20 protein-coding genes are annotated in these 21,998 nt (G+C 55.1%); 10 read left to right on the plus strand and 10 right to left on the minus strand.

The genetic code is table 11. From position 1 onward, the window contains the following. Nucleotides 1–35: 35 nt before the first annotated feature. The 5 genes from N2M06_RS08660 to N2M06_RS08680 form a co-directional block, all read right to left on the minus strand. Nucleotides 36–1,736, minus strand: a complete 1,701-nt coding sequence (locus N2M06_RS08660) for a sodium:solute symporter family protein (RefSeq protein WP_346350565.1) — start codon at nucleotides 1,734–1,736, stop codon at nucleotides 36–38. A 10-nt stretch (nucleotides 1,737–1,746) separates the two neighbouring features. Further along, nucleotides 1,747–2,013: a DUF4212 domain-containing protein gene (locus N2M06_RS08665; RefSeq protein WP_019933806.1), complete on the minus strand. Its 267-nt coding sequence runs from the start codon at nucleotides 2,011–2,013 to the stop codon at nucleotides 1,747–1,749. Between the two features lie 268 nt (nucleotides 2,014–2,281). Next, nucleotides 2,282–3,163 carry an AEC family transporter gene (locus N2M06_RS08670; protein ID WP_019933807.1) on the minus strand — a complete coding sequence of 294 codons (882 nt, stop codon included), beginning with the start codon at nucleotides 3,161–3,163 and terminating at the stop codon, nucleotides 2,282–2,284. A gap of 84 nt (nucleotides 3,164–3,247) precedes the next feature. Then, a complete protein-coding gene (locus tag N2M06_RS08675) occupies nucleotides 3,248–4,501 on the minus strand; it encodes a D-amino acid dehydrogenase (protein ID WP_019933808.1) in 1,254 nt (417 codons plus the stop codon). A gap of 265 nt (nucleotides 4,502–4,766) precedes the next feature. Further along, nucleotides 4,767–7,433 carry a response regulator gene (locus N2M06_RS08680; protein WP_346350566.1) on the minus strand — a complete coding sequence of 889 codons (2,667 nt, stop codon included), beginning with the start codon at nucleotides 7,431–7,433 and terminating at the stop codon, nucleotides 4,767–4,769. A gap of 79 nt (nucleotides 7,434–7,512) precedes the next feature. Between N2M06_RS08680 and N2M06_RS08685 the strand changes: the two genes are divergently transcribed. Further along, on the plus strand, nucleotides 7,513–8,868 hold the full coding sequence (locus tag N2M06_RS08685) for a DASS family sodium-coupled anion symporter (RefSeq protein ID WP_019933810.1): 1,356 nt from the start codon (nucleotides 7,513–7,515) through the stop codon (nucleotides 8,866–8,868). A gap of 50 nt (nucleotides 8,869–8,918) precedes the next feature. Here N2M06_RS08685 and N2M06_RS08690 read toward each other — a convergent pair whose 3' ends face one another. Then, nucleotides 8,919–9,119 (minus strand): DUF1127 domain-containing protein, encoded by a 201-nt coding sequence (locus N2M06_RS08690; protein WP_019933811.1) that lies wholly within the window; start codon nucleotides 9,117–9,119, stop codon nucleotides 8,919–8,921. Nucleotides 9,120–9,689: 570 nt separating this feature from the next. On the opposite strand from N2M06_RS08690, the gene N2M06_RS08695 reads away from it, so the two are divergent. Beyond that, nucleotides 9,690–11,165, plus strand: a complete 1,476-nt coding sequence (locus tag N2M06_RS08695) for a sodium-dependent transporter (protein ID WP_317075530.1) — start codon at nucleotides 9,690–9,692, stop codon at nucleotides 11,163–11,165. Further along, nucleotides 11,162–11,257, plus strand: a complete 96-nt coding sequence (locus N2M06_RS08700) for a MetS family NSS transporter small subunit (RefSeq protein WP_019933813.1) — start codon at nucleotides 11,162–11,164, stop codon at nucleotides 11,255–11,257. Before N2M06_RS08695 ends, N2M06_RS08700 begins: the two co-directional genes overlap by 4 nt. A gap of 42 nt (nucleotides 11,258–11,299) precedes the next feature. On the opposite strand, the gene N2M06_RS08705 is transcribed toward N2M06_RS08700, so the two are convergent. Next, entirely contained in the window at nucleotides 11,300–11,728 is a 429-nt protein-coding gene (locus tag N2M06_RS08705; protein ID WP_317075529.1) for an ATP-dependent zinc protease, read from the minus strand. Nucleotides 11,729–11,946: 218 nt separating this feature from the next. Here N2M06_RS08705 and N2M06_RS08710 point away from each other — a divergent pair, with 218 nt between their 5' ends. The 3 genes from N2M06_RS08710 (at nucleotide 11,947) to N2M06_RS08720 (ending at nucleotide 14,657) form a co-directional block, all read left to right on the plus strand. Beyond that, a complete protein-coding gene (locus N2M06_RS08710; protein ID WP_346350567.1) occupies nucleotides 11,947–12,717 on the plus strand; it encodes a DUF3025 domain-containing protein in 771 nt (256 codons plus the stop codon). Between the two features lie 55 nt (nucleotides 12,718–12,772). Next, nucleotides 12,773–13,744 (plus strand): lauroyl-Kdo(2)-lipid IV(A) myristoyltransferase, encoded by a 972-nt coding sequence (gene lpxM, locus N2M06_RS08715; RefSeq protein WP_346350568.1) that lies wholly within the window; start codon nucleotides 12,773–12,775, stop codon nucleotides 13,742–13,744. Nucleotides 13,745–13,868: 124 nt separating this feature from the next. Then, nucleotides 13,869–14,657, plus strand: coding sequence for a sulfite exporter TauE/SafE family protein (locus tag N2M06_RS08720; protein ID WP_019933818.1), 789 nt, complete (start codon nucleotides 13,869–13,871; stop codon nucleotides 14,655–14,657). 34 nt (nucleotides 14,658–14,691) lie between these two features. Here the strand turns inward: N2M06_RS08720 and N2M06_RS08725 are convergent, their stop codons facing one another. Together N2M06_RS08725 and N2M06_RS08730 are read right to left on the minus strand one after the other, a co-directional pair. After that, nucleotides 14,692–15,561 carry an OmpA family protein gene (locus tag N2M06_RS08725; protein WP_019933819.1) on the minus strand — a complete coding sequence of 290 codons (870 nt, stop codon included), beginning with the start codon at nucleotides 15,559–15,561 and terminating at the stop codon, nucleotides 14,692–14,694. Between the two features lie 72 nt (nucleotides 15,562–15,633). Then, on the minus strand, nucleotides 15,634–16,659 hold the full coding sequence (locus N2M06_RS08730; RefSeq protein ID WP_019933820.1) for an adenosine deaminase: 1,026 nt from the start codon (nucleotides 16,657–16,659) through the stop codon (nucleotides 15,634–15,636). 114 nt (nucleotides 16,660–16,773) lie between these two features. Between N2M06_RS08730 and mtgA the strand changes: the two genes are divergently transcribed. The 3 genes from mtgA (at nucleotide 16,774) to N2M06_RS08745 (ending at nucleotide 19,954) form a co-directional block, all read left to right on the plus strand. Then, on the plus strand, nucleotides 16,774–17,445 hold the full coding sequence (gene mtgA, locus N2M06_RS08735; protein WP_019933821.1) for a monofunctional biosynthetic peptidoglycan transglycosylase: 672 nt from the start codon (nucleotides 16,774–16,776) through the stop codon (nucleotides 17,443–17,445). A gap of 83 nt (nucleotides 17,446–17,528) precedes the next feature. Beyond that, complete coding sequence (locus tag N2M06_RS08740) at nucleotides 17,529–18,281, plus strand: HAD-IIA family hydrolase (RefSeq protein ID WP_317075525.1); 753 nt, start codon at nucleotides 17,529–17,531, stop codon at nucleotides 18,279–18,281. A 98-nt stretch (nucleotides 18,282–18,379) separates the two neighbouring features. Beyond that, nucleotides 18,380–19,954: a cation:proton antiporter family protein gene (locus N2M06_RS08745; protein ID WP_317075524.1), complete on the plus strand. Its 1,575-nt coding sequence runs from the start codon at nucleotides 18,380–18,382 to the stop codon at nucleotides 19,952–19,954. On the opposite strand, the gene N2M06_RS08750 is transcribed toward N2M06_RS08745, so the two are convergent. Continuing rightward, nucleotides 19,951–20,352, minus strand: a complete 402-nt coding sequence (locus N2M06_RS08750) for a phosphate-starvation-inducible PsiE family protein (RefSeq protein WP_019933824.1) — start codon at nucleotides 20,350–20,352, stop codon at nucleotides 19,951–19,953. The two genes, N2M06_RS08745 and N2M06_RS08750, sit on opposite strands and share 4 nt — an antisense overlap. Nucleotides 20,353–20,511: 159 nt before the next feature. On the opposite strand from N2M06_RS08750, the gene N2M06_RS08755 reads away from it, so the two are divergent. Beyond that, on the plus strand, nucleotides 20,512–21,996 hold the full coding sequence (locus N2M06_RS08755; RefSeq protein ID WP_346350569.1) for a SulP family inorganic anion transporter: 1,485 nt from the start codon (nucleotides 20,512–20,514) through the stop codon (nucleotides 21,994–21,996). Nucleotides 21,997–21,998: the final 2 nt, after the last annotated feature.

Below are 21,998 nucleotides of genomic sequence, written 5' to 3' on the forward strand. Positions count from 1 at the left end.
CGCTTGCGCGTCCCTGATATTTACCATGATACAGATCAATGGCTGTGAGCTTCGCCTGCCCCTTTGGGGAAACGAATGCTTTCTACCAGTTCCTGCACTTCCTGCGGGGTTTCACGAGTCACTTTGGCCACCACCAAAGATACGGTCAGGTTAACCAGCATGCCCAGGGTACCAATGCCCTCGGGGGAAATGCCGAACAGCCAGTTTTCCGGAACGCTGGCGGCGGGGTTGATGAACTTGAAGTAAATAATATAGCTGGCGGTAAAGGCAATGCCGCTCACCATGCCGGCAATGGCCCCTTCCTTGTTCATTTTCTTGTAGAAAATACCAAGCACAATGGCCGGGAAGAAAGACGCGGCAGCCAGACCAAAGGCAAAGGCCACTACCTGTGCCACAAAGCCGGGCGGGTTGATACCAAGATAACCGGCACCAATCACGGCCACTGCAGCGGCAATGCGCGCGGCCATCAGCTCCTGCTTATCGGTCATGTCGGGCTTGAGGCCTTTCTTGAGCAGGTCGTGGGCAATGGAGGTGGAAATAACCAGCAACAGACCCGCTGCCGTCGACAGCGCCGCTGCCATACCGCCCGCTGCCAGCAATGCCACTACCCAGTTGGGCAGCTTGCCGATTTCAGGGCTGGCCAGCACGATAATATCGGGGCTGATGGTCATTTCATTACGCTCGTCACCGGAATAGAACAGGCGACCGTCACCGTTTTTATCTTCCCAGTTGACCAGGCCGGTTTTTTCCCAGTTGCCTACCCAGGCGGGAGCCTGCTCGGCAGCCACACCCTGACCGTCGGGACCGTTCAGGCCTTCAATCATGTTAACCCGGGCAAAGGCAGCCACAGCCGGTGCCGTGGTGTAGAGGAAAGAGATAAACAGCAGCGCCCAGCCGGCAGAAATGCGCGCATCGCGCACCTTGGGCACGGTGAAGAAGCGAATAATCACGTGAGGCAGACCGGCAGTACCCACCATAAGCGCGGCGGTAATAAAGAACACATCAATGCCCGATTTGTTGCCGGAGGTATATTCGGTAAAGCCCAGCTCCTGCGACAGGCCGTCCAGTTTATCCAGCAGCTCCATTCCGTCGCTAGTCTGGCCAATAAAGCCCAGCTGCGGTACCGGAGTGCCGGTGACCAGCAGAGAGACGAAAATGGCGGGCACCAGGAAGGCAAAGATCAGCACGCAGTATTGTGCCACCTGAGTGTAGGTGATGCCCTTCATACCACCGAGCACGGCATAGAAGAACACAATGGCCATGCCGATGATTACGCCCACATCAATGTCTACTTCCAGGAAGCGGGAAAACACCACGCCGGTGCCGCGCATTTGTCCGGCCACATAGGTGAAGGACACAAAAATGGCGCAGAACACCGCTACCATGCGGGCAGTCTGAGAATAGTAACGATCACCGATAAAGTCGGGCACGGTAAACTTGCCGAACTTGCGCAAGTAGGGTGCCAGACACAGCGCCAGCAGTACATAGCCACCGGTCCAGCCCAGCAAATACACACTGCCGTCGTAACCGGCAAAGGAAATAATGCCTGCCATGGAGATAAACGACGCCGCCGACATCCAGTCGGCTGCGGTGGCCATGCCATTGGCCACCGGATGCACGCCACCGCCAGCCACATAGAATTCACCTGTGGTGCCGGCACGAGCCCAGATGGCAATGCCAATGTAGAGGGCAAAGCTCAGCCCCACCAGTATAAATGTCCAGGTTTGGATATCCATTTCCTACCCCTTACTCTTCTTCAACGTTGTATTTTTTGTCGAGCACATTCATTCGCCATACGTAAACGAAAATGAGCACCACAAAGACGTAGATGGCCCCTTGCTGGGAGAACCAGAACCCCAGCTTGGCACCGCCAATGGTGAAGGCATTGAGGGCTTCTACCAGCACAATGCCAAACAGATAGGAAACCGTGAACCAGATGGCGAGCAATATGCCCATCAGCCTGAGGTTTTCCTGCCAGTATGCTTTTGCTTTTTCCTGATTTTCGAACGCCATTCTTCCTCTCCTTGAATAGCCGAATACGGTTCGAAAATAACAATAGCGCTGGCAGGGCTGATTGAAACTTAGACTTTGGTATTAACCTGGCGTTAAAATTAATTTAACGTAAATTTAACCAAGCTGACTCTGGCGAGGATTGAAGAGTGTTGGGACTCGTCCCAACCGTCTTGTCCCATCTACCGCCTGCAGACACTCGAAGCGTGTCGGCGGAATGCAACCGCATTGATGCTTCGATACTCCACTGCTGCAAGCTTCGCAGCTCTCTTTACAGATAGGTGAGGGTCAGAAAGACCACCACCGGGATCACGGCAACCGACATCACATTACCCAGCAGCACTATGCTGGCCATTTTGTCGGGCTGGCAGCGATATTGCTCGCACAGCAGATAGTTAAGCACCGCCGGCGGCAACATCACTGATAATGCCAGCAGTTTAAGCCAGTCATTGGTTAATGGCAGCCACCAGGCCACCAGCGCAACACTGGCGGCACCGGCGAGCAGATACAGCAGATTCAGTTTAAATGCCGGCCCCAGGTTGCCCACCTCGCCCGCCGACAAGCGCACGCCCAGTGCAAACAACATCAGCGGCACCGCCATCTGGCCCAGCAAGTCGGCACTGGTATACACAAACTGCGGCAGCAGGCTTTGATGATCGGCCAGCACAACCCCGGCCACGGCCGCCCAGACAATGGGGTTTTTAAGCCACTGCCAGCGGCCGGCCTCGCGGGAAAGAATAAACAGCCCAAGGGAAAAGTGCAGCAGGTTAGAAAGCACAAACAAAATAATAATGGCCCCCAGCTGCTCCTCGCCATAGGCCAGCATCATCAGCGGAATGCCAATATTGCCGGTGTTGCGGAACATGCCCGCCAGCACCTGAGTGCGCCGCTCAATACCGCGAACATGAAACAGCGCCAGCATCAGCCCCGGCAGTATGATGCACAATGCACCGGCCACAATTAACGGCCAGCTCTGAGACAGGGAAACCGGGTTGCTGATCAGCGCCGAGAACACCAGTGCAGGGCAGAATACCGCCACATTGGCCGCGTTTACAAAGCCCATTTCCGGGTTGTGCTGACGACGGCCAAACAGAAAACCGACCGCCACCACGGCAAACACCGGCAGCACTATATTGAGCAGAGTAAGCAGCATAAACGAAGAACGCCAAAAAACGGCAATAGTGCGTTTTTTGGCGTTCAGTGTCCAGATGAGAAGCGGTTTGCTTCTCCGGCCAGCTTAGCCGTAGCGGCTGTAAGCCAGGCCGTCGCTGTCGATATCGGTCTTATTACCGCTGATCAGATCGGCAATCAGCGAGGCAGAGCCGGCACCCATGGTCCATCCGAGCGTACCGTGACCGGTGTTCAGCCACAGGTTCTTGTAGCGGGTACCACCGATAATGGGAGTACCGTCCGGGGTCATGGGGCGGAAACCGGTCCAGAACTCGGCCTTGTCGATATGACCGCCTTCCGGGAACAGGTCGGTCACCGACTGAGAAATGGTATCCAGCCGGGCCTTGGGCAGATCCTTGTTAAAGTCGGCCAGTTCAGCGGTGCCGGCAGCACGAATACGGTTCTCAAACCGGGTAATGGCCACTTTGTAGGTTTCATCCATTACCGTGGACTGAGGCGCATCTTCGTCTTTTTTCACATCAATGGTCAGTGAATAGCCCTTGATGGGATAAATGGGCAGACTGATGCCAAGCGGCGTGAGCAGAAACGGCGAGTAGCTGCCCATGCACACCAGCACCTGATCGGCAGTTTCAAGACCATGATCGGTCTGAGCGCCACGAATTTCGTCACCGTCACGCACCAGTGCCTTGATCTCGGTGTTGAATTTGAACACAACGCCTTTTTCCTGACACTTTTTCACCAGTGCCTTGGTAAAGAGATTGCAGTCACCGGTTTGATCGTCCGGAAAGTGCAGACCGCCTACCAGTTTGTCTTTTACCCGGGCCAGTGCGGGCTCACGGGCAATGCAGTCTTCTACATTCAGCATGGCGTGATTCACACCAAATTCCTGCAGCACTTTGATGTCTTTGGCGGCATCGGCTACCTGCTTTTCGGTACGGAATACCTGCAACAGGCCTTTTTTACGGCCTTCAAAGGGCAGCCCCAGTTCATCCTGCAGGGCGTTGATGCACTGACGGCTGTACTCGGATACGCGTACCATGCGGGATTTGTTAATGCTGTAGGATTTTTCATTACAGTTGGCCAGCATCGACAGCATGAACTTCCACTGCGCCGGATTGGTACCGGGGCGCACTTTCAGGGGGGCATGAGCCTGGAACATCCATTTCATGGCCTTGACCGGAATGCCCGGCGCAGCCCAGGGAGAAGACATGCCAAAAGAAAGCTGGCCGGCGTTGGCAAAGCTGGTTTCTTCTGCGGCATCGGGCTGGCGGTCCAGCACTACCACTTCATGCCCCTGCTGAGCCAGATACCAGGCGCTGGTAACGCCAACCACACCACTACCTAAAACCAATACTTTCATAACGCTACCCTACTTTGGAATCTGAATGCCTGTTGGGCGAGAATATCATCCAAAATCAGGGAAAAATCCAGCGAGTTACATCACAAAAAAACCTTGCCTTATGCATGAAAAAACCTCTTTCAAACCCGCTTCCCAAAGGGGATTGGTGGTTAAACTGCGGCAGGTTTTACTTGAAATATAAAGTTCCAATAAAAACCACAAAATCAGAACATAAAACCAAAACAAAACAATGTGTGACAAAGATCACGTTACACATAAATTTATGCTAGTTGTAGCGAGATAACACCATGGCCAGCTCTCTTTGCAGTAATTCCAGCTGAGCATAGGGCACATCCTCTCCTTGTTGTGGCCAGACCATGGCCGCCTCGGCCAGATCTGCCAATGCGGTTTCTCCGGCTGCGACCGCACAATGCGCCAGCTCATTGAGCAGCTGTGTGGTTTCCGCCCGGTTCTTTTCGGCCTGAGCCGCCTGCACCAGCCACAATTGATCCCGGCAGGCCAGCAGGTCGGCCACCGCTGTTTTAGCAGCCTGAGAGGCCGTCACCGGCGGTGAAGACGACACCACAGAGGAAGACAGCGGCGGTATGGGTCTGCCACTGTATTCCTGCAGGGTTTTATACAGCACAACACTGCTCACCGGCTTGGAAATATAGGCGTTCATGCCCGATGCCAGACTGCTTTCCTGATCTGCCCGCATGGCACTGGCGGTCAGTGCAATAATGGGAACCTGATGATGCTGCTGCAGCCGCCGTATCTGTCGAGTTGCTTCCAGCCCGTCCAGAATCGGCATCTGCAAGTCCATCAGCACCACATCAAAGGGTTGCAGCCTCAGCAGCTCAACGGCCTGGCGGCCGTTATCGGCCAGGGTAACGCGCACGCCCACCCGGGACAGATATTCTACTATCAGCTGTTGGTTAAGCCGGTTATCTTCTGCCAGCAACACATGCATGCCTTCCAGCTGCTGGCGATAACTATCTTGCTCTGTGGTGGTGACCACCACATCAGCAGATGCTGTCTGAGGGTGCAATACCTTGCTTAAACAGGCCGACAAACGCTGCCAGGTCACCGGTTTGGAAACATAATGATGAATGCCCAGCAGGCGCATCTGAGCCGTTTGCCGCTCTCTGCCAAAGGCACTGACCACCACCACAGGCAACCCTTCAAACGCGGGTTGCTGACGAATATAACGTGCCAGATCCATGCCGTTTTCCATTCCCAGACAACAGTCTATCAGGGCCAGATCAAACTCGGTGCCATGCAGCTTCAATAAGCTGCGGGCCTGCTCGGCACAGTCCGCGCCATGCACCACAAAACCGGCATTGCTCAGCATGGCAGTGAGCGCCTCACGGGCATGTGCATTGTCATCCACCAGTAACGCCCGGGTGCCGGGTTCAAACAGGCACTCTGACTGCTGAACCTGCTCCTGTGCCAGGTGCAGCGGCAAATACACATAAAACACCGAGCCTCTGCCCGGCTCACTGTGCAGCCTGATATCCCCCTGCATCAGCTCCACCAGATGCCGGCAGATACTCAGACCTAATCCGCTGCCACCGTATTTGCGGGTGGTGCTGGCATCCACCTGACTGAATGACTGAAACAGCTGCTCCTGCTGCTCGGGCATAATGCCAATGCCGGTGTCACGCACTTCAAAACACAGCCTGGGGCTGACTTCATCGGTCAGAGAAATGCTGACCATCACTTCGCCGCGCTCGGTGAACTTAAGGGCATTGCTGACCAGGTTGGTCAGCACCTGCCCCAACCGCAGCGGATCGCCCCGCAGCCTGTCGGGCACTGAGGGGGCTTTGTCAATAATGACTTCCAGCCGCTTTTGTTCCGACATGTCGGCGAACAGCACCGCCAGCTGCTCAAGCTGCTCATTCAGATCAAAATCAATATTTTCCAGCTCAAGTTTGCCGGCTTCCACCTTGGTGAGATCGAGAATATCGTTAATCAGTAACAACAGGTTATCGGCAGACAAGCCGATTTTGGCCAGATAGTCCTGCTGGCGCTGATCAAGGCGGGTTTGCTGCAGTAACGACACAAAGCCGATGATGGCATTCATGGGAGTGCGGATTTCATGACTCATATTGGCCAGAAAGTCGGTTTTCGCCTGTGCCAGTGAGCTGGCACTGATATTGGCTTTGTGTAATTTACGGTTATTGATGTAAAGCACCCCCCCTGCCACACACAGGCCGCCCAGCAACAGCATGAGTGCCAGTACCAGTAAGCGATCCCGGTTGCGTTCGGCTTGCTGCCGCCACTCGGTCACTTTTTGGTAAAAAAGCGTGATGTTACGACCGGCCAGGTCCTGCCTGAGCAGCACCAGTTCATGCAGATCGCTGATAAAAATGCCATGGGCATACAAGGCTTCTGCCATGGCCGGTGCCTTGGGCCACAATGACTCCAGCTTGATGGCCTGCTGCTCCAGCACCTGCACAAAAAGCGGGTTAGTACTGTAAAGATAGAGCCGGCTGCGCTGCAGCAGCGGCTGCAAGGCGGCCCGCTGTTCAGGCTGACGTATCTTGTTCCTGGTCTCGATAAAATGCTGCAGACTATGGCGGGCATGCAGCTCGGCATCCTGTAATTTCTGCAAGCGCTCAAGGTAGACGTCAGGCTGCAGAGACTCGGCAAGAGGCGCCATCTTTAACTGCTGCAGATATTTATTAAAGTGCGATACCAGCAAGGCCAGCCGACGGCTTTGCTCTTCCAGCAGCACTGTGGTTTCAGCACCGGGCATCATGATGTTGTGGTGTATGCGATAGAGTTCATCAATCACCGGCGTGGCCACCTGCACCAGCTGGCTGCCGTTACGGTATTGCTGAAACAGACTGACGCCCTGCCACAACACCGTCAGTAACACTAATACCAGCGCCAATATCAGCCAGTTATGTTTTTTGTGAATACCGGGTTCGAATTTTGCGGCTGCCATCATCTACTGCTCCTGCGGGCGGTGATATAGTTCGCCGCATTTTTGATAATCAAAACCAAAACAACAACATAACGGAATCAACATGTCTAACCAATCATCCTCTTCCCGGTTTCGCACCGGCGTTTTTTTGCTGTGCATTCCGGCACTGCCGGCGCTGGCGCTGGGGCTGCCCTTTGAGCCGGAAGTGAACAAGGGACTGGCCTTGCTGCTGGTGATCGCCACCCTCTGGCTGACAGAAGCTGTAAATATTACCATTACTGCCCTGCTGGTGCCGCTGCTGGCAGTGTTGTTGGGCGTGCTGAGCACAGGAGATGCCCTCAGCAATTTTGCCAATCCCATTATCTTTTTGTTCCTGGGTGGCTTTGCACTGGCAGCCGCCATGCGCTGTCAGGGGCTGGACCGGCTGGTGGCAGTGCGCATTCTGCAGCTGGCCGGTGGCCGGCTGGCCGTCGCCGTATTACTGTTGTTTATTACCTCGGCCTTTTTATCCATGTGGATCAGCAACACCGCCACGGCCGCCATGATGCTGCCGCTGGCGCTGGGGCTGCTGCGCTGTCTGGACGAACACCGCCACGCTTCTACCTATGTTTTTGTGTTGCTGGGGGTTGCCTACAGCGCCAATATCGGCGGCATTGCTACCCTGGTAGGCAGCCCGCCCAACGCCATTGCCGCTGCCGAAACCGGTCTGGGCTTTGCCGAGTGGATGGCCATTGGTCTGCCCATCAGCCTGGTGCTGCTGCCACTGACCATTGTTTTGCTGTGGGTACTGTTCCGGCCTCAGCTTAATGAGCAAATCAACCTGACGGAAAATGCACCCGATTGGAGCCCGAAGCGCTTTCTTACTCTGGGTATTTTTGCCCTCACCGTGTGCCTGTGGATTTTTTCATCACCCTTATCCGCCCTGCTGGGCGGCATATCGGGTTTTGATACGCTGGTGGCAGTGCTGGCCATTATTCTGGTGGGGGTCACCAAAGTGGCCGACTGGAAAGAAGTGGAGCATCAGGCCGACTGGGGCGTGTTGCTGCTGTTTGGCGGCGGCCTGACCTTGAGCCATATTCTTAAGGAAACCGGTACCAGTCTGTTTCTGGCCAACCACCTGGCAGAAGGGCTGACCCAGGCAAGTCCGCTGGTCATGCTGCTGACCATTTGTGTGTTTGTGGTGTTCTTAACGGAGCTGGCGTCCAATACGGCCAGCGCTGCCTTGTTGATTCCGGTGTTTGCGGCCGTGGCTGAAGGGCTGGGACTGTCGCCGGTGATGGTGGCGGCACTGATTGCGGTGTCGGCATCCTGTGCCTTTATGCTGCCGGTGGCCACCCCACCCAATGCCATCGTGTTTGGCTCGGGTTATATTCCGCAACGACAAATGATGAAGGCCGGTTTTGCCCTTAACCTTATCTGTATTCTGGTGCTCACCCTCTGGTTTGGTGTGTTTGGTTAATAAAAAAAGCCGCTGACAGCGGCTTTTTTGTTGAGGCGCATTCCGTTGCGTTACTGTTGCCAGAACGGCTTGCTGACTTCCTGATAACGATCAGCTTCGTTAATACCGATGTCTTTCAGCAGATAGGGCGGCAGTGCCGCCAGCTCACGACGGGTGCGGCTGCGGCGCAGCCAGGTACCAAGGGTACTCAGAAAGCCGGCTTTTGCTGCCGGGCGGGCAGTTTTGTGTACTGATTGCAAAGTGGTGTTCATAACGCGCCTCCTTAAATGAATGCGGGCGCAGCATAGGCGCGGGCGGCACTGCCCTCAACTGACTTTTTCTGCGTTTTAAAGTTAAAAAAACTAATGGCAAATCACTCACAGCACGAAAGAAAACAACCTGTTAACGGTTAATTATCAAGCAATAAACACCAACCAAAGCCCTGTGGTCATAAGAATTACTGATGCTTATATAAAAAATCAACTTGCATGATTTTTTATGCAGCAAGCCTGATTTTGTGCTGCTTAAAACCAAGAAAGCATTGTTACCTGCTGCATAAGTGCGCAAGTTTCTTTTTACACTCCGGTATATGCGCACATCCACAGTTTTTATCAAAATGCAAAAAACACGATTTAGCTGAAGCACTGCCAGTTTCAAGATGATAACACCAGCATAACAACACATGGTTGTTAATCATTCCGTAAAAAGAACCAATGACATACAGATGTAAGGGATAAATCCTTTGAAGCAGCAGATCGGCGCGTTGATTTTACCCCTGCCCCCGCCTACCCTGCGCCGGTGAAACTACCCTTTTAGTTATCTTTTATTCCCGAGGATTCGTTATGAAACGTGAGCAGTGGGGTTCCCGTACCGGGTTTATCCTTGCGGCCGTCGGCTCTGCCGTGGGCCTGGGTAATATCTGGCGCTTCCCCTATATGGCCTATGAAAACGGCGGTGGTGCCTTCTTTATTCCCTATTTGTTTGCCATGCTGACCGCAGGCATTCCCTTTATGATCCTGGAGTTTACGCTGGGGCATAAATACCGCTCCGGTGCGCCCGGCACCCTGCGCCAGCTGAACCATCGCTTTGAGTGGCTGGGCTGGTTTCAGGTCATGATCTGCGCGGTGATCGCCTTTTATTATGTGGTGGTCATTGCCTGGGCCATTTCCTATGCCTGGTTTGCGGTGGATCAGAGCTGGGGCGACGACAGCAATGCCTTCTTCTTTGGCGAGTTTCTGAAGCTGGGAGACAACTCTCCGTCCAATCTTGGCAGCATTCAGACTCACTTGCTGTTGCCGCTGATCCTGGCCTGGGCAGCCAGCTTTGTGGCTACCTACCGTGGCGTGCAGGGCGGTATTGAAAAAATCAACAAGGTATTGATGCCCCTGCTGTTCTTGCTGGTGCTGGTGCTAATTGGCCGGGTAGTGTCGCTGCCCGGCGCGCTGAACGGCATTAACTGGCTGCTGGAGCCCGACTTCAGCAAAATCTGGGATCTCAAGGTGTGGTCTGCCGCCTATGGTCAGATCTTCTTCACCCTGAGTGTGGGCTTTGCCATTATGCTGTCTTATGCCAGCTTTTTACCCAAAAAGTCAGACATCAACAACAACGCCTTTATGACGGTGCTGATGAACTGCGGCTTCTCCATGCTGGCCGGCATCATGATCTTTGGTGCCCTGGGCTACATGGCCCACGCGCAGGATAAAGAGCTCACTGAAGTGGTCAGCTCGGGCGTGGGGCTTGCCTTTGTAACCCTGCCTACCGCCATTAACCTGCTGCCTGCTCCGGGCATTACCGGCCCGCTGTTCTTCCTGGCACTGGTGTTTGCCGGTATCAGCTCACACATTTCCATTGCCCAGGCCGTTACCACCGGTCTGATGGACAAGACCGGCTGGAGCCGGCAGAAAACCTCTGTGGTGTTCTGTGGCACCGGTTTTGTGGTGAGCCTGCTGTTTATTACCAACGGCGGTTTGCTGCTGCTGGATCTGGTGGATTACTACATTAACAATATGGCACTGCTGGGCTCCTGTCTGCTTGAGCTGTTCCTGGTGGGCTGGCTGTGCAAGCTGTCGGATTATCAGAAGCGGGCCAATGAGCTGTCTGAGTTCAGCATTGGCATCTGGTGGCAGCTGTGCATCAAATTTGTCTCCATTGGCATGCTGATTGTGATTCTGTTCAACAACATCATGGATGCCTTTAAAGAGAACTACGGCGGCTACAGCAATAACGAAATTTTGTTTATTGGCTGGGGCATGATTGCCGTGATGCTGGTGGTGGCCATTATCATTAATATGAGCAACAAGCAGGAGGTAAAGGCATGACCAGTGGTGCTATTATCATGATGATCATCGGCCTTGGCATTACCTGGGGCGGTGCTGCCCTGTGCATACGCCGGGCCATGCAGTCCAGGTAACATCGGAATATAAATAGCAAGGGCGGTGTTTACCGCCCTTTTTTATGGATGCTTTGGCTGTACAAACCGCCGGGACGGATCTATCAGCACATCATTTCCCATAAATTCGCGGCCCAGCAGCACCGGATACAGCATGCGCGTACGATCCTTAAGTGTAAACTCCACGTTTTTCTCCAGATCACCCAGACGTACCGGCAGCGTCACTACCACTCGTCGGTCAGCCTTTTTGCTGTTGGCCTGACGAATGCGCACATAGCGCGTCAGCGGCGCTTCCATGTCCGATGTGATGTGATCGTGCAAAAAGGTAAAGCGCACCCAGGGCTCGCCGCCGCGCTCGAACTCTGCAATATTGGTCGCCGACATGGAAGAGGTTTTGGCACCGGAGTCGATGCGTGCCTTTATGGTGTCTTGCAATGCCGGCAGCCACAACCACTCCACCCGGCCAAGTACCCATTTATCATCTATTTTCACACTGTTATCCTTTGCTGCCATGGCCGTGCCAGGGAGCAGTAAAGCCATTAACCAGATTGTCTGTAAAACCCGTTTCATTGGCTTGCCTCACTCGTCAGAATTTGACACAGGCATTCTAACCAGGGTCCTGGCACCGGAGAATGCCTTGTTTTCAAAATTTGCTGAACATTTTTTGCCGCGGCGCTATGCTTGGCGGCTTTTATGTGAGCGGACGACCAATGAGCTGGGACCCTGATTTTACCACGCGCAACCCCATTCTTGGCCAGCTGAGCGATCTGATACGGTTTCAGCAGCCCCGCTGGCCCGATGTTGCCTGTCTTAATAAGCAGCTGGCAACACAGCTACCCGTGTGTTTTATTGACGACCAGCATTTTGCCGCTCTTGACTGCTATTACGAAGAAGCAGTGGCCAGAGGGCAGGTGCCTACCCGACAGGCTAACTGGCATGACTTTTTCGGTGCTGTTATCTGGCATCTGTTCCCTCACACCAAGGCGCTGCTGAACCGGCTGCATATGGAGCACATTGCCGTTCACGGTGCCCGCCGGCGTACGCCCCGCCGGGATCGCATCACCCATTTTGATGAATGCGGTCTGGTGCTGGCGGTACGTGAAGGCGATGAAGCCGCCGCGCTGTTGCAGGCGCACGACTGGCAAACCCTGTTTGTAACTGGCCGGACGCATTGGCAGCAGCGCCGGGCCTTTGTGTTTGGCCATGCGTTGTATGAGCTGGCACTGGCACCTTTTATTGGCCTGACCGCCAAAGCCGTGGTGATTACCATGCCCGATGCTTTTTTTGAGGCCCCTGTGCACCGCCAGTATCAGCTGCTGGACAGCGCCCTGTGCGCGCACCTGGAGCAGCAACAACTGTTTGATAAGCCGAAACCATTGCGGCCTTTGCCTCTGCTCGGTATTCCCGGCTGGTGGCCGGCCAATGAAAATCCGGCCTTTTATAATAATACCGATTACTTCCGGCCCCGGCGGCAGGGGTGATTTGAGACCCGTTTTTGCTTACACTTGGCGACCTTACGCATTAGAGGTAAAGAATATGTCCGGGCAAGATCCCGTTTACGATGCTGAGTTTAAATCCCGCTATCTGCATCCGCGCCACTGGCCTACCTGGCTTTCTATTGCTCTTTTATGGCTGCTGGCCTGGGTGCCGGTGCGTGCACGGGATGCTTTTGCCGGCTTTTTTGCCCCGCTGCTGGTCAAATTTGCCAAAAAGCAATGCTACATTGCCCGCACCAATATAAAGCTGTGTTTTCCTGAGTTATCGGACCAGGAAACCGAGGCCATGCTGCTGCACTCCATTCGCGCCGGCCTGATGACCTTTTTTGCCTATGGCGAATGGACCGCCCGCAGCCCCGCCTATTTACAGGGGCGCTTCAAAGTGCATGGCCAGGAGCACATCGACGCCGCCCTGGCAGACAACAAACAGATTATTTTTATGATCCCCCACACCTGGGCCATTGATGCCGGCGGGCTTTATTTAACCTCGCTGGGCATGCCCATGTGTACCATGATGCACAGCGCCAAAAACGAGGTGTTCGACTGGTTTATCAATCGCCAGCGCGCCCGCTTTAACGGCATTGTGTATGAGCGCGATGCGGGCATTAAGGCGGTGATAAAAACCATTCGTGACGGCAAGCATTTCTTTTATCTGCCGGATCAGGACCATGGCCGCGAGGCCAGTATCTTTGTGCCCTTTTTTGCCGAAATGAAAGCCACCCTGCCCGCATTGCCCAAACTGGTCAAACTGACCGGTGCCTGTGCTATTCCGGTGCTGAGCGTGTATAACACCGAGCAACACCGTTATGAGCTGATAGTACGCCCGCCCATGGCCCCCTACCCCACAGCGGATCTCACCGCTGATACCCGGGCCATGAACGCTGAAATTGAAGCCCTGCTGAGCCACTGGCCTGAGCAATACATGTGGTTCCTGAAGTATTTTCAGACTCAGCAACACAGCCCGGAAGGCCGCTATGAAGCAGGCATTCGCAAAATTCGGGGGCAGCAATGAGCTGGCTCGGCTATGTGGCGCTGGTGTGCCTGGGCCTGCTGATTTTATGGCTGACAGCCCGGCTTGATGACTGGCTTTCCAAACAAGAAAAATAACCTTTAACCCCTTATTTCAAGGAACGAACATGACTTGGTTGATGTATATGGTGCTGGGAGCCTTTGCGGGCACGCTGGCAGGACTTTTTGGTGTGGGTGGCGGCCTGATTATTGTGCCTGTTCTGATTTTCAGTTTTAACCTGCAGGGCATTGGCGGTGATCTGGTGGCGCACATGGCGGTGGGCACCTCCCTTGCCACCATTATGTTCACCTCGCTCAGTGCCATTCATACTCACCATGGCCGCCGCGCCATTGACTGGCCGCTGGCCGCCATGCTCAGTGCCGGTATTGTGATTGGTGCCTGGCTGGGTGGCTATACCGCCGACAAAATGTCAGGTCTGGCGCTGCAACGGGTGATTGGCCTGTTTGCCTGGCTGATGGCGGCACAGATGCTGTTTAATCTGATGCCCAAGGGCAGCGGCAGGCTGCCGGGTAAACCGGTGCAGGCGGCCATTGGCGGCGTGATTGGCTGGGCCTCGGGCATTTTCGGCATTGGCGGCGGCTCGCTCACGGTGCCGTTTTTAAGCTGGTGCTCGGTGCCCATGCAGCGGGCGGTGGCGGTGTCGTCGGCCTGTGGTTTTCCCATTGCGCTGGTGGGTGCACTCAGTTATGTGGTGCACGGGCTGGATCAGAACATGCCCGATGAAGCCTGGGGCTATGTGTATCTGCCGGCCCTGATCGGTATCAGCGTGGCCAGCATGCCCTTTGCCCGGGTGGGTGCCATTCTGGCGCACAAGCTGCCGGCGGCGGTGCTTAAGCGCGCCTTTGCGGTATTTCTGCTGCTGGTGGGTGCCAAGTTCTTGTTTTTCCCGGCGTAAAGCACCGTCACTCCGGGCGTGACCCGGAGTCCATTCAGATAGGGGCGCGGCCCAGGCTTATCACTACCCGGCGGTTGGTGTCGCGGCCTTCGGGGGTGCTGTTGTCGGCCACCGGCCGGCGCTCGCCATGGCCTTCCACCATAATGCTGGTGTCGGGCAGGCCCAGCGCCATAAAGTGATCCTTGATGGCTTTGGCCCGCAGCAGCGACAGCTGCTTGTTATGAAAGGCAGTACCAAAACTGTCGGTGTAGGTATTGATCACCACCTCACCGATATTGGGATCGGCCTTGACGTAATCAGCAATCATGGCCAGCCGCTGGCGGGAATGCGGGGTCAGCTCATCGGCGTTGTTCACATAATTGAGCACGCTGAAGGCAATGTCTTCAAAGCCGTAAGGCAGCAGGCTTTGCTGGCAGTCCAGAAAGGCGGCGTAACGGGCGCGAAAATTCACCGACGACAGCCCCACTCCAGTGGTTTTGTCACCGGCATACCAGTCTTCAAAATAAAAGGTGGGCCAGCGCCCCTGGCTCAGCTCGTCGAGCATCACCCAGGCATTCTGCTGCTCTACCATGGCATCAAACTGCTGATAAAAAGTCACCTGGCTGATGGCTCGGGCGGCACGGCCCGGCTGCCAGTAGGGTGACTCGCTGCGCAGCGCTGCCTGGCGGGTGCGCGGGTTGGCCCTGAGCGGGCTCAGTTCAAACACCAGATTGACGTTTTTGCCGGCACGACTGACAAAGGCACCAGTGCCGAACCCGGGAATATTGTGCTCCAGCCGGCACTCCACCGCCGAATCGGCAGCCAGTCGCCAGCGGGAATGATCCAAATCGGCCACATAGGTGCGGGGCTGCGCCCAGCTGGCGCTGCTTAGCATCAGTGCTGTTACTACCGTCAGTTTGCGCACGCCACTCGCCTCTTGTTGCCCTTTACCGTTAACTTGGTGACAGAGAGTCTATCGGCAGGGAAAGGCCCGGCTTTAGCCCAGCGGCGCATAAACTCCGAACTTTTCGCCATGCTCGTGCACCTCACGGTTCAGCAGGGCTTTTTCTTCCGGTGACAGCCAGCTGGCCTCCACGCTGTTCAGCGCCAGCTGTAACAGCTCGCTGTCGCTCATGCCCAGGCCCTGTTGCAGAGCCTGATAGTTGGCATTCATGTAGCCGCCAAAATAGGCCGGATCGTCTGAGTTCACGGTCACGCACAGTCCGGCCTGCAGCAGCTCGCCCATGGGATGTTCGGCCATGGTATTCACCACTTTCAGCTTGAGATTTGACAGCGGGCATACGGTGAGCGGAATGCGGCTTTCGGCCAGCTCCGCCATCAGGGCCGGATCCTTGATGGCCGCCACACCGTGGTCAATACGCTCTACCCTGAGCAGTTCAAGCGCATCACGAATATACTGAGGCGGCCCTTCTTCACCGGCGTGAGCCACCAGCCGATAACCCTGATCCCGCGCCATGGCATAGACCCGGCGAAACTTGTCCGGCGGATTGCCGGTTTCGGCAGAGTCCAGCCCCACCCCGGTCAGCCAGCCATGAAACGGCTCAGCCTGTCGCAGGGTGTCAATGGCCGACGCTTCCGGTAAATCGCGCAAGAACGACATGATCAGCCGGCTGCTCATGCCCCAGTCGTAACGGGCCTGCTCCAGCGCTCTGTGAATGCCGGTAACCACCACCGAAAAGGGCACGCCCCTGCCGGTGTGGGCCTGAGGGTCAAAAAAGATCTCGGTATGACGCACATGTTCACTGTGAGCCCGCTGCAAATAGGCATGAGTCATATCAAAAAAGTCCTGCTCGGTTTGCAGTACACTCATGCCCGCATAATAGATATTCAGAAACGATTGCAGATCGTCAAACTCATAGGCTGCTTTCAGGGCAGCTTCATTGGCATAATCGAGGGTGATACCATTGCGCCGGGCCAGGGCAAATACCAGCTCCGGCTCCAGAGACCCCTCAATGTGAAGATGCAGCTCCACCTTCGGCAGTTGCTCAATAAATGCAGACATGGTGGTTCTCCTTGTTATTGCCGGCTTGTTAATAAACATAACAAATTTAAGCGGATATTGTGGCGTCAGCTGAGCCACAGTCAATAAACCCTGAAAAAGAGAGTACAAGCTCACATGTTTTTGCTTAAACGCCTGCTGCGCTGGCTGCTTGTGTTATTGGTGCTGGTGCCGCTGGCACTGACGCTGCTGTATCGCTTTGTGCCGGTCCCGGTCACGCCGCTGATGGTGATTCGGCTGTTTGAAGGAGAAAGCCTGCAAAAAGACTGGCAGCCCGGCCCGCGCATTTCCAGCCAGCTGAAAATGGCGGTCATTGCTGCCGAAGACAACAAGTTCTGCAAACACAGCGGCTTTGACTGGGACGCCTTTGGCGATGTGCTGACCGAAGCCGCCGAGGGTGGCCGGCTGCGGGGCGGCAGCACCATTACCATGCAAACGGCCAAGAATCTGTATCTGTGGCCTGGCCGCAGCTACACCCGCAAGGCGCTGGAAGCGGTTTATACCCCCATGCTGGAGTTGCTGTTGCCCAAAGAGCGCATTTTGACGCTTTATCTGAATATTGCCGAATTTGGTCCGGGCATTTATGGTGCCGAGGCGGCTGCTCAGGCTTATTTCAATACCACTGCAGCCAGCCTCAATCGCCGGCAGGCCACTCTGCTGGCCGCCGTGCTGCCTAATCCCCGGCAGTTTTCTGCTGCCCGCCCGTCAGCGTATGTCAATCAGCGGGCCGCCGCCATTTCCCGCCGCATTAATGGTCTGGGAGGCTGGCTCACTTGCATAAACCGGTAATAAAACCGGACTTGGTCATGAAACTGTCATATTCTGGCAACACAGTGGTTCAGGTACCGGCAACACCGGTTTAAGGAGAGGCAATGCAAAAAAATAATCTTATCTGCGATATCGACGGCGTTATTCTGCACAACAACGATTTAATTCCCGGTGCCGATGCCTTTGTGCGCCGGGTGCTGGAGCAGGATATGAACCTGCTGTTTTTAACCAACTATCCGGCACAGACTCCCAAAGATTTGCAGAACCGGTTTTATTCTGCCGGCATCGAAGTGCCCGAAGACTGCTTTTATACATCCGCCATGGCCACCGCCGACTTTCTTAAGCGCCAGAGCGGTCAGAAAGCCTACGTGATTGGCGAAGGCGCGCTGATCCATGAGCTGTATAAAGCCGGCTTTACCATTACCGATATTGATCCGGATTTTGTGGTAGTGGGCGAAACCCGCAACTACAACTGGAGCATGATTCAGATGGCGGCCCGCTTTGTGGCCAACGGTGCCCGCTTTATTGCTACCAATCCCGACACCCACGGCCCGCAGATGCATCCGGCCTGTGGTGCCCTGTGTGCCCCCATTGAACGCATGACCGGCAAGAAACCGTTTTATGTGGGTAAGCCCAGCGCCTGGATCATTCGTGCCGCCCTTAATCATATGGACGCACACTCAGAAAACACCCTGATAGTCGGTGATAATTTGCGCACCGATATTCTGGCCGGTTTTCAGGCCGGGCTGGAAACCATTCTGGTACTGACCGGCGTCAGCCAGGTGGCCGACATTGATAAAATGCCGTTCCGGCCGCAGCATATTTACAGCTCGGTGCACGACATCGATCTGTTCTGACAAAAATACCTGAAAGTGGCGAGCTTTGTTGACAACACACGGGCCAAATGCCCACTATAACGCCACTTCAGGAGCTAATTAAAACCGATAAGAATTACATGGATCCCATTTTTATTGCTGTTGCCTTTGGCTGCGGTCTGGCTGTTTATTTGATTGGACTGCCGCCGCTGATTGGCTTTCTTGCCGCCGGCTTTGTACTGAATGCCATGGGCTTTGAGCCCAACGCCACTCTCGATACCCTCGCCAATCTGGGGGTTACCCTGCTGCTGTTCAGCATCGGGCTCAAGCTCGATATTAAAACCCTGCTGCGTAAGGAAGTGTGGGGCACCGCCTGCGGTCATATCGTTTCTTCTACCCTGCTGTTTACCCTGGTACTGCTGGCCATCAAGACCCTGGGCTTTGCCCTGGCGCAGGAGCTGCAATGGCAACAGGCCATGCTGATGGCCTTTGCGCTGAGTTTTTCCAGTACGGTATTTGCCGTAAAAGTGCTGGAAGAGCGCAGCGACATGAACACCTTCTATGGCGTGGTGGCCATCGGCGTGCTGGTGATGCAGGACTTGTTTGCTGTCGCTTTTCTCAGCATTTCTGCCGGCAAGGTACCCAGCCCCTGGGCACTGAGTTTGCTGGTGCTGCTGCCGCTGTTGCGGCCGGTTTTCTTTCGCATTCTGGAGCGGGCCGGTCATGGCGAGCTGCAAACCCTGTTTGCGGTTTTTCTGGCGCTGGTGGTGGGTTACGGCGGTTTTCAGCTGGTGGGGCTCAAGGGTGACCTGGGCGCGCTGGTTATCGGCATGATGCTGGCGTCACACTACAGCGCGCCCGATCTGGCCAAGTCCTTCTTTAATATGAAAGAACTGTTTCTGGTGGCGTTTTTCCTGAACATTGGCCTGAACGGCATGCCCACCATGGATGCGCTGTGGATAGCGCTGATTTTATTGCTGGTGCTGCCACTGAAGAGCCTGCTGTATTACCAGCTGTACAAACGCTGTTTTTTGCGTCCCCGTACCGCCCTGCTGGCCACCATGAGCCTGAGCAACTATTCCGAATTTGGTCTGATTGTGGCGGCACTGGCTGCCCAGCAGGGCATGCTCAGTAACGACTGGGTCATTGTGGCCTCTATCGCTCTGGCCGTTTCCTTTGTGGCCTCGGCCCCGCTTAATGCGAATAACGAAAATATTTACCGTCGCCTGATGCACAGGCTTTCACCCCGGGATCCGAACCGTCTGCACCCGGACGATATGCCCATTCATCTGGGGGATGCCAATATTTTGATTGTAGGCATGGGCCGCATTGGTCAGGGTGCCTATATGGAGCTGGAAAGTGTTAATTCAGGCCGCAAGCTGGTAGGAATAGATTCTGACGAGAAGAAAATTCCGCTGCTGAAAGAGCTGAATATTAATGTGATTAAAGGCGATGCGTCCGACTCGGATTTCTGGGACAAGGCCAACATTGGTACCGAGCTGGAATATATCTTTCTGGCCATGCCCAACCATGCCGGTAACCTCTATGCGCTGGAGCAAATACGCCATGCCAACTTCAGTGGCCGGGTGGCCGCCATTATTCGCTATCCGGAAGAAGGCGCCCAGCTGCGCGAGCTGGGGGCCGATGAGGTGTTTAATATTTATGAAGAAGCAGGCAGCGGCTTTGCCCGCCATGTAATAGAACACGCGGGCTAGTGCCCGCCTTCTTCCTTGTCGTAGGGATATTTGGCGTGGCCAAAGCGAATGGCCAGCACGGCCAGTGCCAGCACCAGGGCCGCGCCGGCTACGGTGATCAGCCGCCAGTTATCCATGCCTTTCATATCAAGAATGAGATAACGGGCCAGCGCCACTATGGCAATGTAAAGCGGAATACGAATGGGCAGCTTGCCGGAGCGCAGATAGATGGCCACCATGGCCAGCACTTCCAGATAGATGAACATCAGCAGCAGATCCGCCAGGGTCACGGTCCGGTTCTGCCACATGGTGTTCACTTCTATGCCCACCGCCACCACGGTGGCGACCGCCACAATAATCAGGCCTATATGCTGCAGGGCATCCAGCACGCGGCTGCCCAGCATTCGGTTATCGCTCATTGTCTTCTCCCGGTTGTTTCAACATGTGTCCGGCCTTGTTCGGGCTTTGGCTGATCCCTATAATACCCGCTCTTAAATCGCAGCACGCTATAAAACGATAAAGATTTCATGACGTTCGGCAACTCCGGACGGTCCAAGCTCTACAACTCGGAAATCGCAATGATCCCCAATCTTAAACAAGTCTGGCTCTTCAACATCAAGGGAGACGTGCTGGCCGGCCTGGTGGTAGCCCTGGCATTGATCCCGGAAGCCATCGCCTTCTCCATTATTGCCGGCGTCGATCCCAAAATCGGTCTGTATGCCTCATTCAGCATGGCAGTAGTGATTGCCTTTGCCGGAGGCCGGCCGGGCATGATCTCTGCTGCTACCGGTGCCATGGCGCTGCTGATGGTCACCCTGGTGAAAGAGCATGGCCTGCAATACCTACTGGCCGCCACTCTGTTGTGTGGCTTGTTGCAGATTATTATCGGCTATCTCAAGCTCGGCCAGTTAATGCGCTTTGTGTCCCGCTCTGTGGTCACCGGTTTCGTGAATGCGCTGGCCATTCTGATTTTTATGGCCCAGCTGCCGGAATTGACTAATGTCACCTGGCATGTGTATGCCATGACCGCCGCCGGTCTGGGCATTATCTACCTGCTGCCGCTGGTGCCGGTGGTCGGTAAACTGCTGCCCTCGCCGCTGGTGTGCATTGTGGGCCTGACCCTGGTGGCCATGCTGTTCAATATTGATGTGCGCACCGTGGGCGACATGGGCGAGCTGCCCGATACCCTGCCGGTGTTCCTGTGGCCCGATGTGCCGCTGAACCTGGAGACACTGGCCATTATTTTCCCCTACTCACTGTCGCTGGCCATTGTGGGCCTGCTGGAGTCGATGATGACCGCCACCATAGTGGATGATCTCACCGACACCAAAAGCGACAAGAACCGCGAGTGTAAAGGTCAGGGCCTGGCCAACATTGCTACCGGTCTGCTGGGTGGCATGGCCGGTTGTGCCATGATCGGCCAGTCGGTGATTAACGTAAAATCCGGCGGCCGTGGTCGATTGTCTACTCTGGTAGCCGGTGTGGTGCTGCTTATTCTGGTGGTATTTCTCGGCCCCTGGGTATCACAAATTCCCATGGCGGCGCTGGTGGCGGTGATGATCATGGTGTCCATTGGTACTTTCAGCTGGGCGTCTGTTCGCGATTTGCGCACTCTGCCCAAAAGCAGCAGTCTGGTGATGATTGCTACCGTGGCCGTGGTGGTTTACACCCATAACCTGGCCTGGGGCGTGCTGGTGGGTGTGCTGCTGAGCGCCCTGTTCTTTGCCAACAAGGTCGGCCAGATTCTGTATATCGGCTCGGAAAAAGCCGCCGACGGCACCCGTGAATACAAGGTGGTGGGTCAGGTGTTCTTTACCTCGGCCGAGCAGTTTGTGGCCGCCTTTGACTTCAAGGAAGTGGTCGACCGTGTGCGCATTGACCTGAGCCGCACTCACTTCTGGGACATTACCGCCATCAGTGCCCTCGACAAGGTGGTGATTACCTTTAAACGGGAAGGCACAGACGTAGAGATAATTGGTCTGAATGAGGCCAGCGCTACGCTGGTGGATCGCTTTGCCGTACATAATGATCCCAAAGCCGTTGAAAAACTGATGGGCCACTAAAG

This window comes from Oceanimonas sp. AH20CE76, assembly GCF_039654065.1.
GTDB classification, from domain to species: domain Bacteria; phylum Pseudomonadota; class Gammaproteobacteria; order Enterobacterales; family Aeromonadaceae; genus Oceanimonas; species Oceanimonas smirnovii.

Bases quoted from the DNA above. Each gene is read 5' to 3' on its own strand.
- N2M06_RS08720 (WP_019933818.1), top strand. From the start codon at position 13,869: ATGACTTGGTTGATGTATATGGTGCTGGGAGCCTTTGCGGGCACGCTG.
- N2M06_RS08670 (WP_019933807.1), bottom strand. From the start codon at position 3,163: ATGCTGCTTACTCTGCTCAATATAGTGCTGCCGGTGTTTGCCGTGGTG.
- N2M06_RS08675 (WP_019933808.1), bottom strand. From the start codon at position 4,501: ATGAAAGTATTGGTTTTAGGTAGTGGTGTGGTTGGCGTTACCAGCGCC.
- mtgA (WP_019933821.1), top strand. From the start codon at position 16,774: ATGTTTTTGCTTAAACGCCTGCTGCGCTGGCTGCTTGTGTTATTGGTG.
- N2M06_RS08695 (WP_317075530.1), top strand. From the start codon at position 9,690: ATGAAACGTGAGCAGTGGGGTTCCCGTACCGGGTTTATCCTTGCGGCC.
- N2M06_RS08680 (WP_346350566.1), bottom strand. From the start codon at position 7,433: ATGATGGCAGCCGCAAAATTCGAACCCGGTATTCACAAAAAACATAAC.
- N2M06_RS08750 (WP_019933824.1), bottom strand. From the start codon at position 20,352: ATGAGCGATAACCGAATGCTGGGCAGCCGCGTGCTGGATGCCCTGCAG.
- N2M06_RS08685 (WP_019933810.1), top strand. From the start codon at position 7,513: ATGTCTAACCAATCATCCTCTTCCCGGTTTCGCACCGGCGTTTTTTTG.
- N2M06_RS08710 (WP_346350567.1), top strand. From the start codon at position 11,947: ATGAGCTGGGACCCTGATTTTACCACGCGCAACCCCATTCTTGGCCAG.
- N2M06_RS08690 (WP_019933811.1), bottom strand. From the start codon at position 9,119: ATGAACACCACTTTGCAATCAGTACACAAAACTGCCCGCCCGGCAGCA.
- N2M06_RS08740 (WP_317075525.1), top strand. From the start codon at position 17,529: ATGCAAAAAAATAATCTTATCTGCGATATCGACGGCGTTATTCTGCAC.
- N2M06_RS08665 (WP_019933806.1), bottom strand. From the start codon at position 2,013: ATGGCGTTCGAAAATCAGGAAAAAGCAAAAGCATACTGGCAGGAAAAC.
- N2M06_RS08700 (WP_019933813.1), top strand. From the start codon at position 11,162: ATGACCAGTGGTGCTATTATCATGATGATCATCGGCCTTGGCATTACC.
- N2M06_RS08660 (WP_346350565.1), bottom strand. From the start codon at position 1,736: ATGGATATCCAAACCTGGACATTTATACTGGTGGGGCTGAGCTTTGCC.
- N2M06_RS08755 (WP_346350569.1), top strand. From the start codon at position 20,512: ATGATCCCCAATCTTAAACAAGTCTGGCTCTTCAACATCAAGGGAGAC.
- N2M06_RS08730 (WP_019933820.1), bottom strand. From the start codon at position 16,659: ATGTCTGCATTTATTGAGCAACTGCCGAAGGTGGAGCTGCATCTTCAC.
- N2M06_RS08745 (WP_317075524.1), top strand. From the start codon at position 18,380: ATGGATCCCATTTTTATTGCTGTTGCCTTTGGCTGCGGTCTGGCTGTT.
- lpxM (WP_346350568.1), top strand. From the start codon at position 12,773: ATGTCCGGGCAAGATCCCGTTTACGATGCTGAGTTTAAATCCCGCTAT.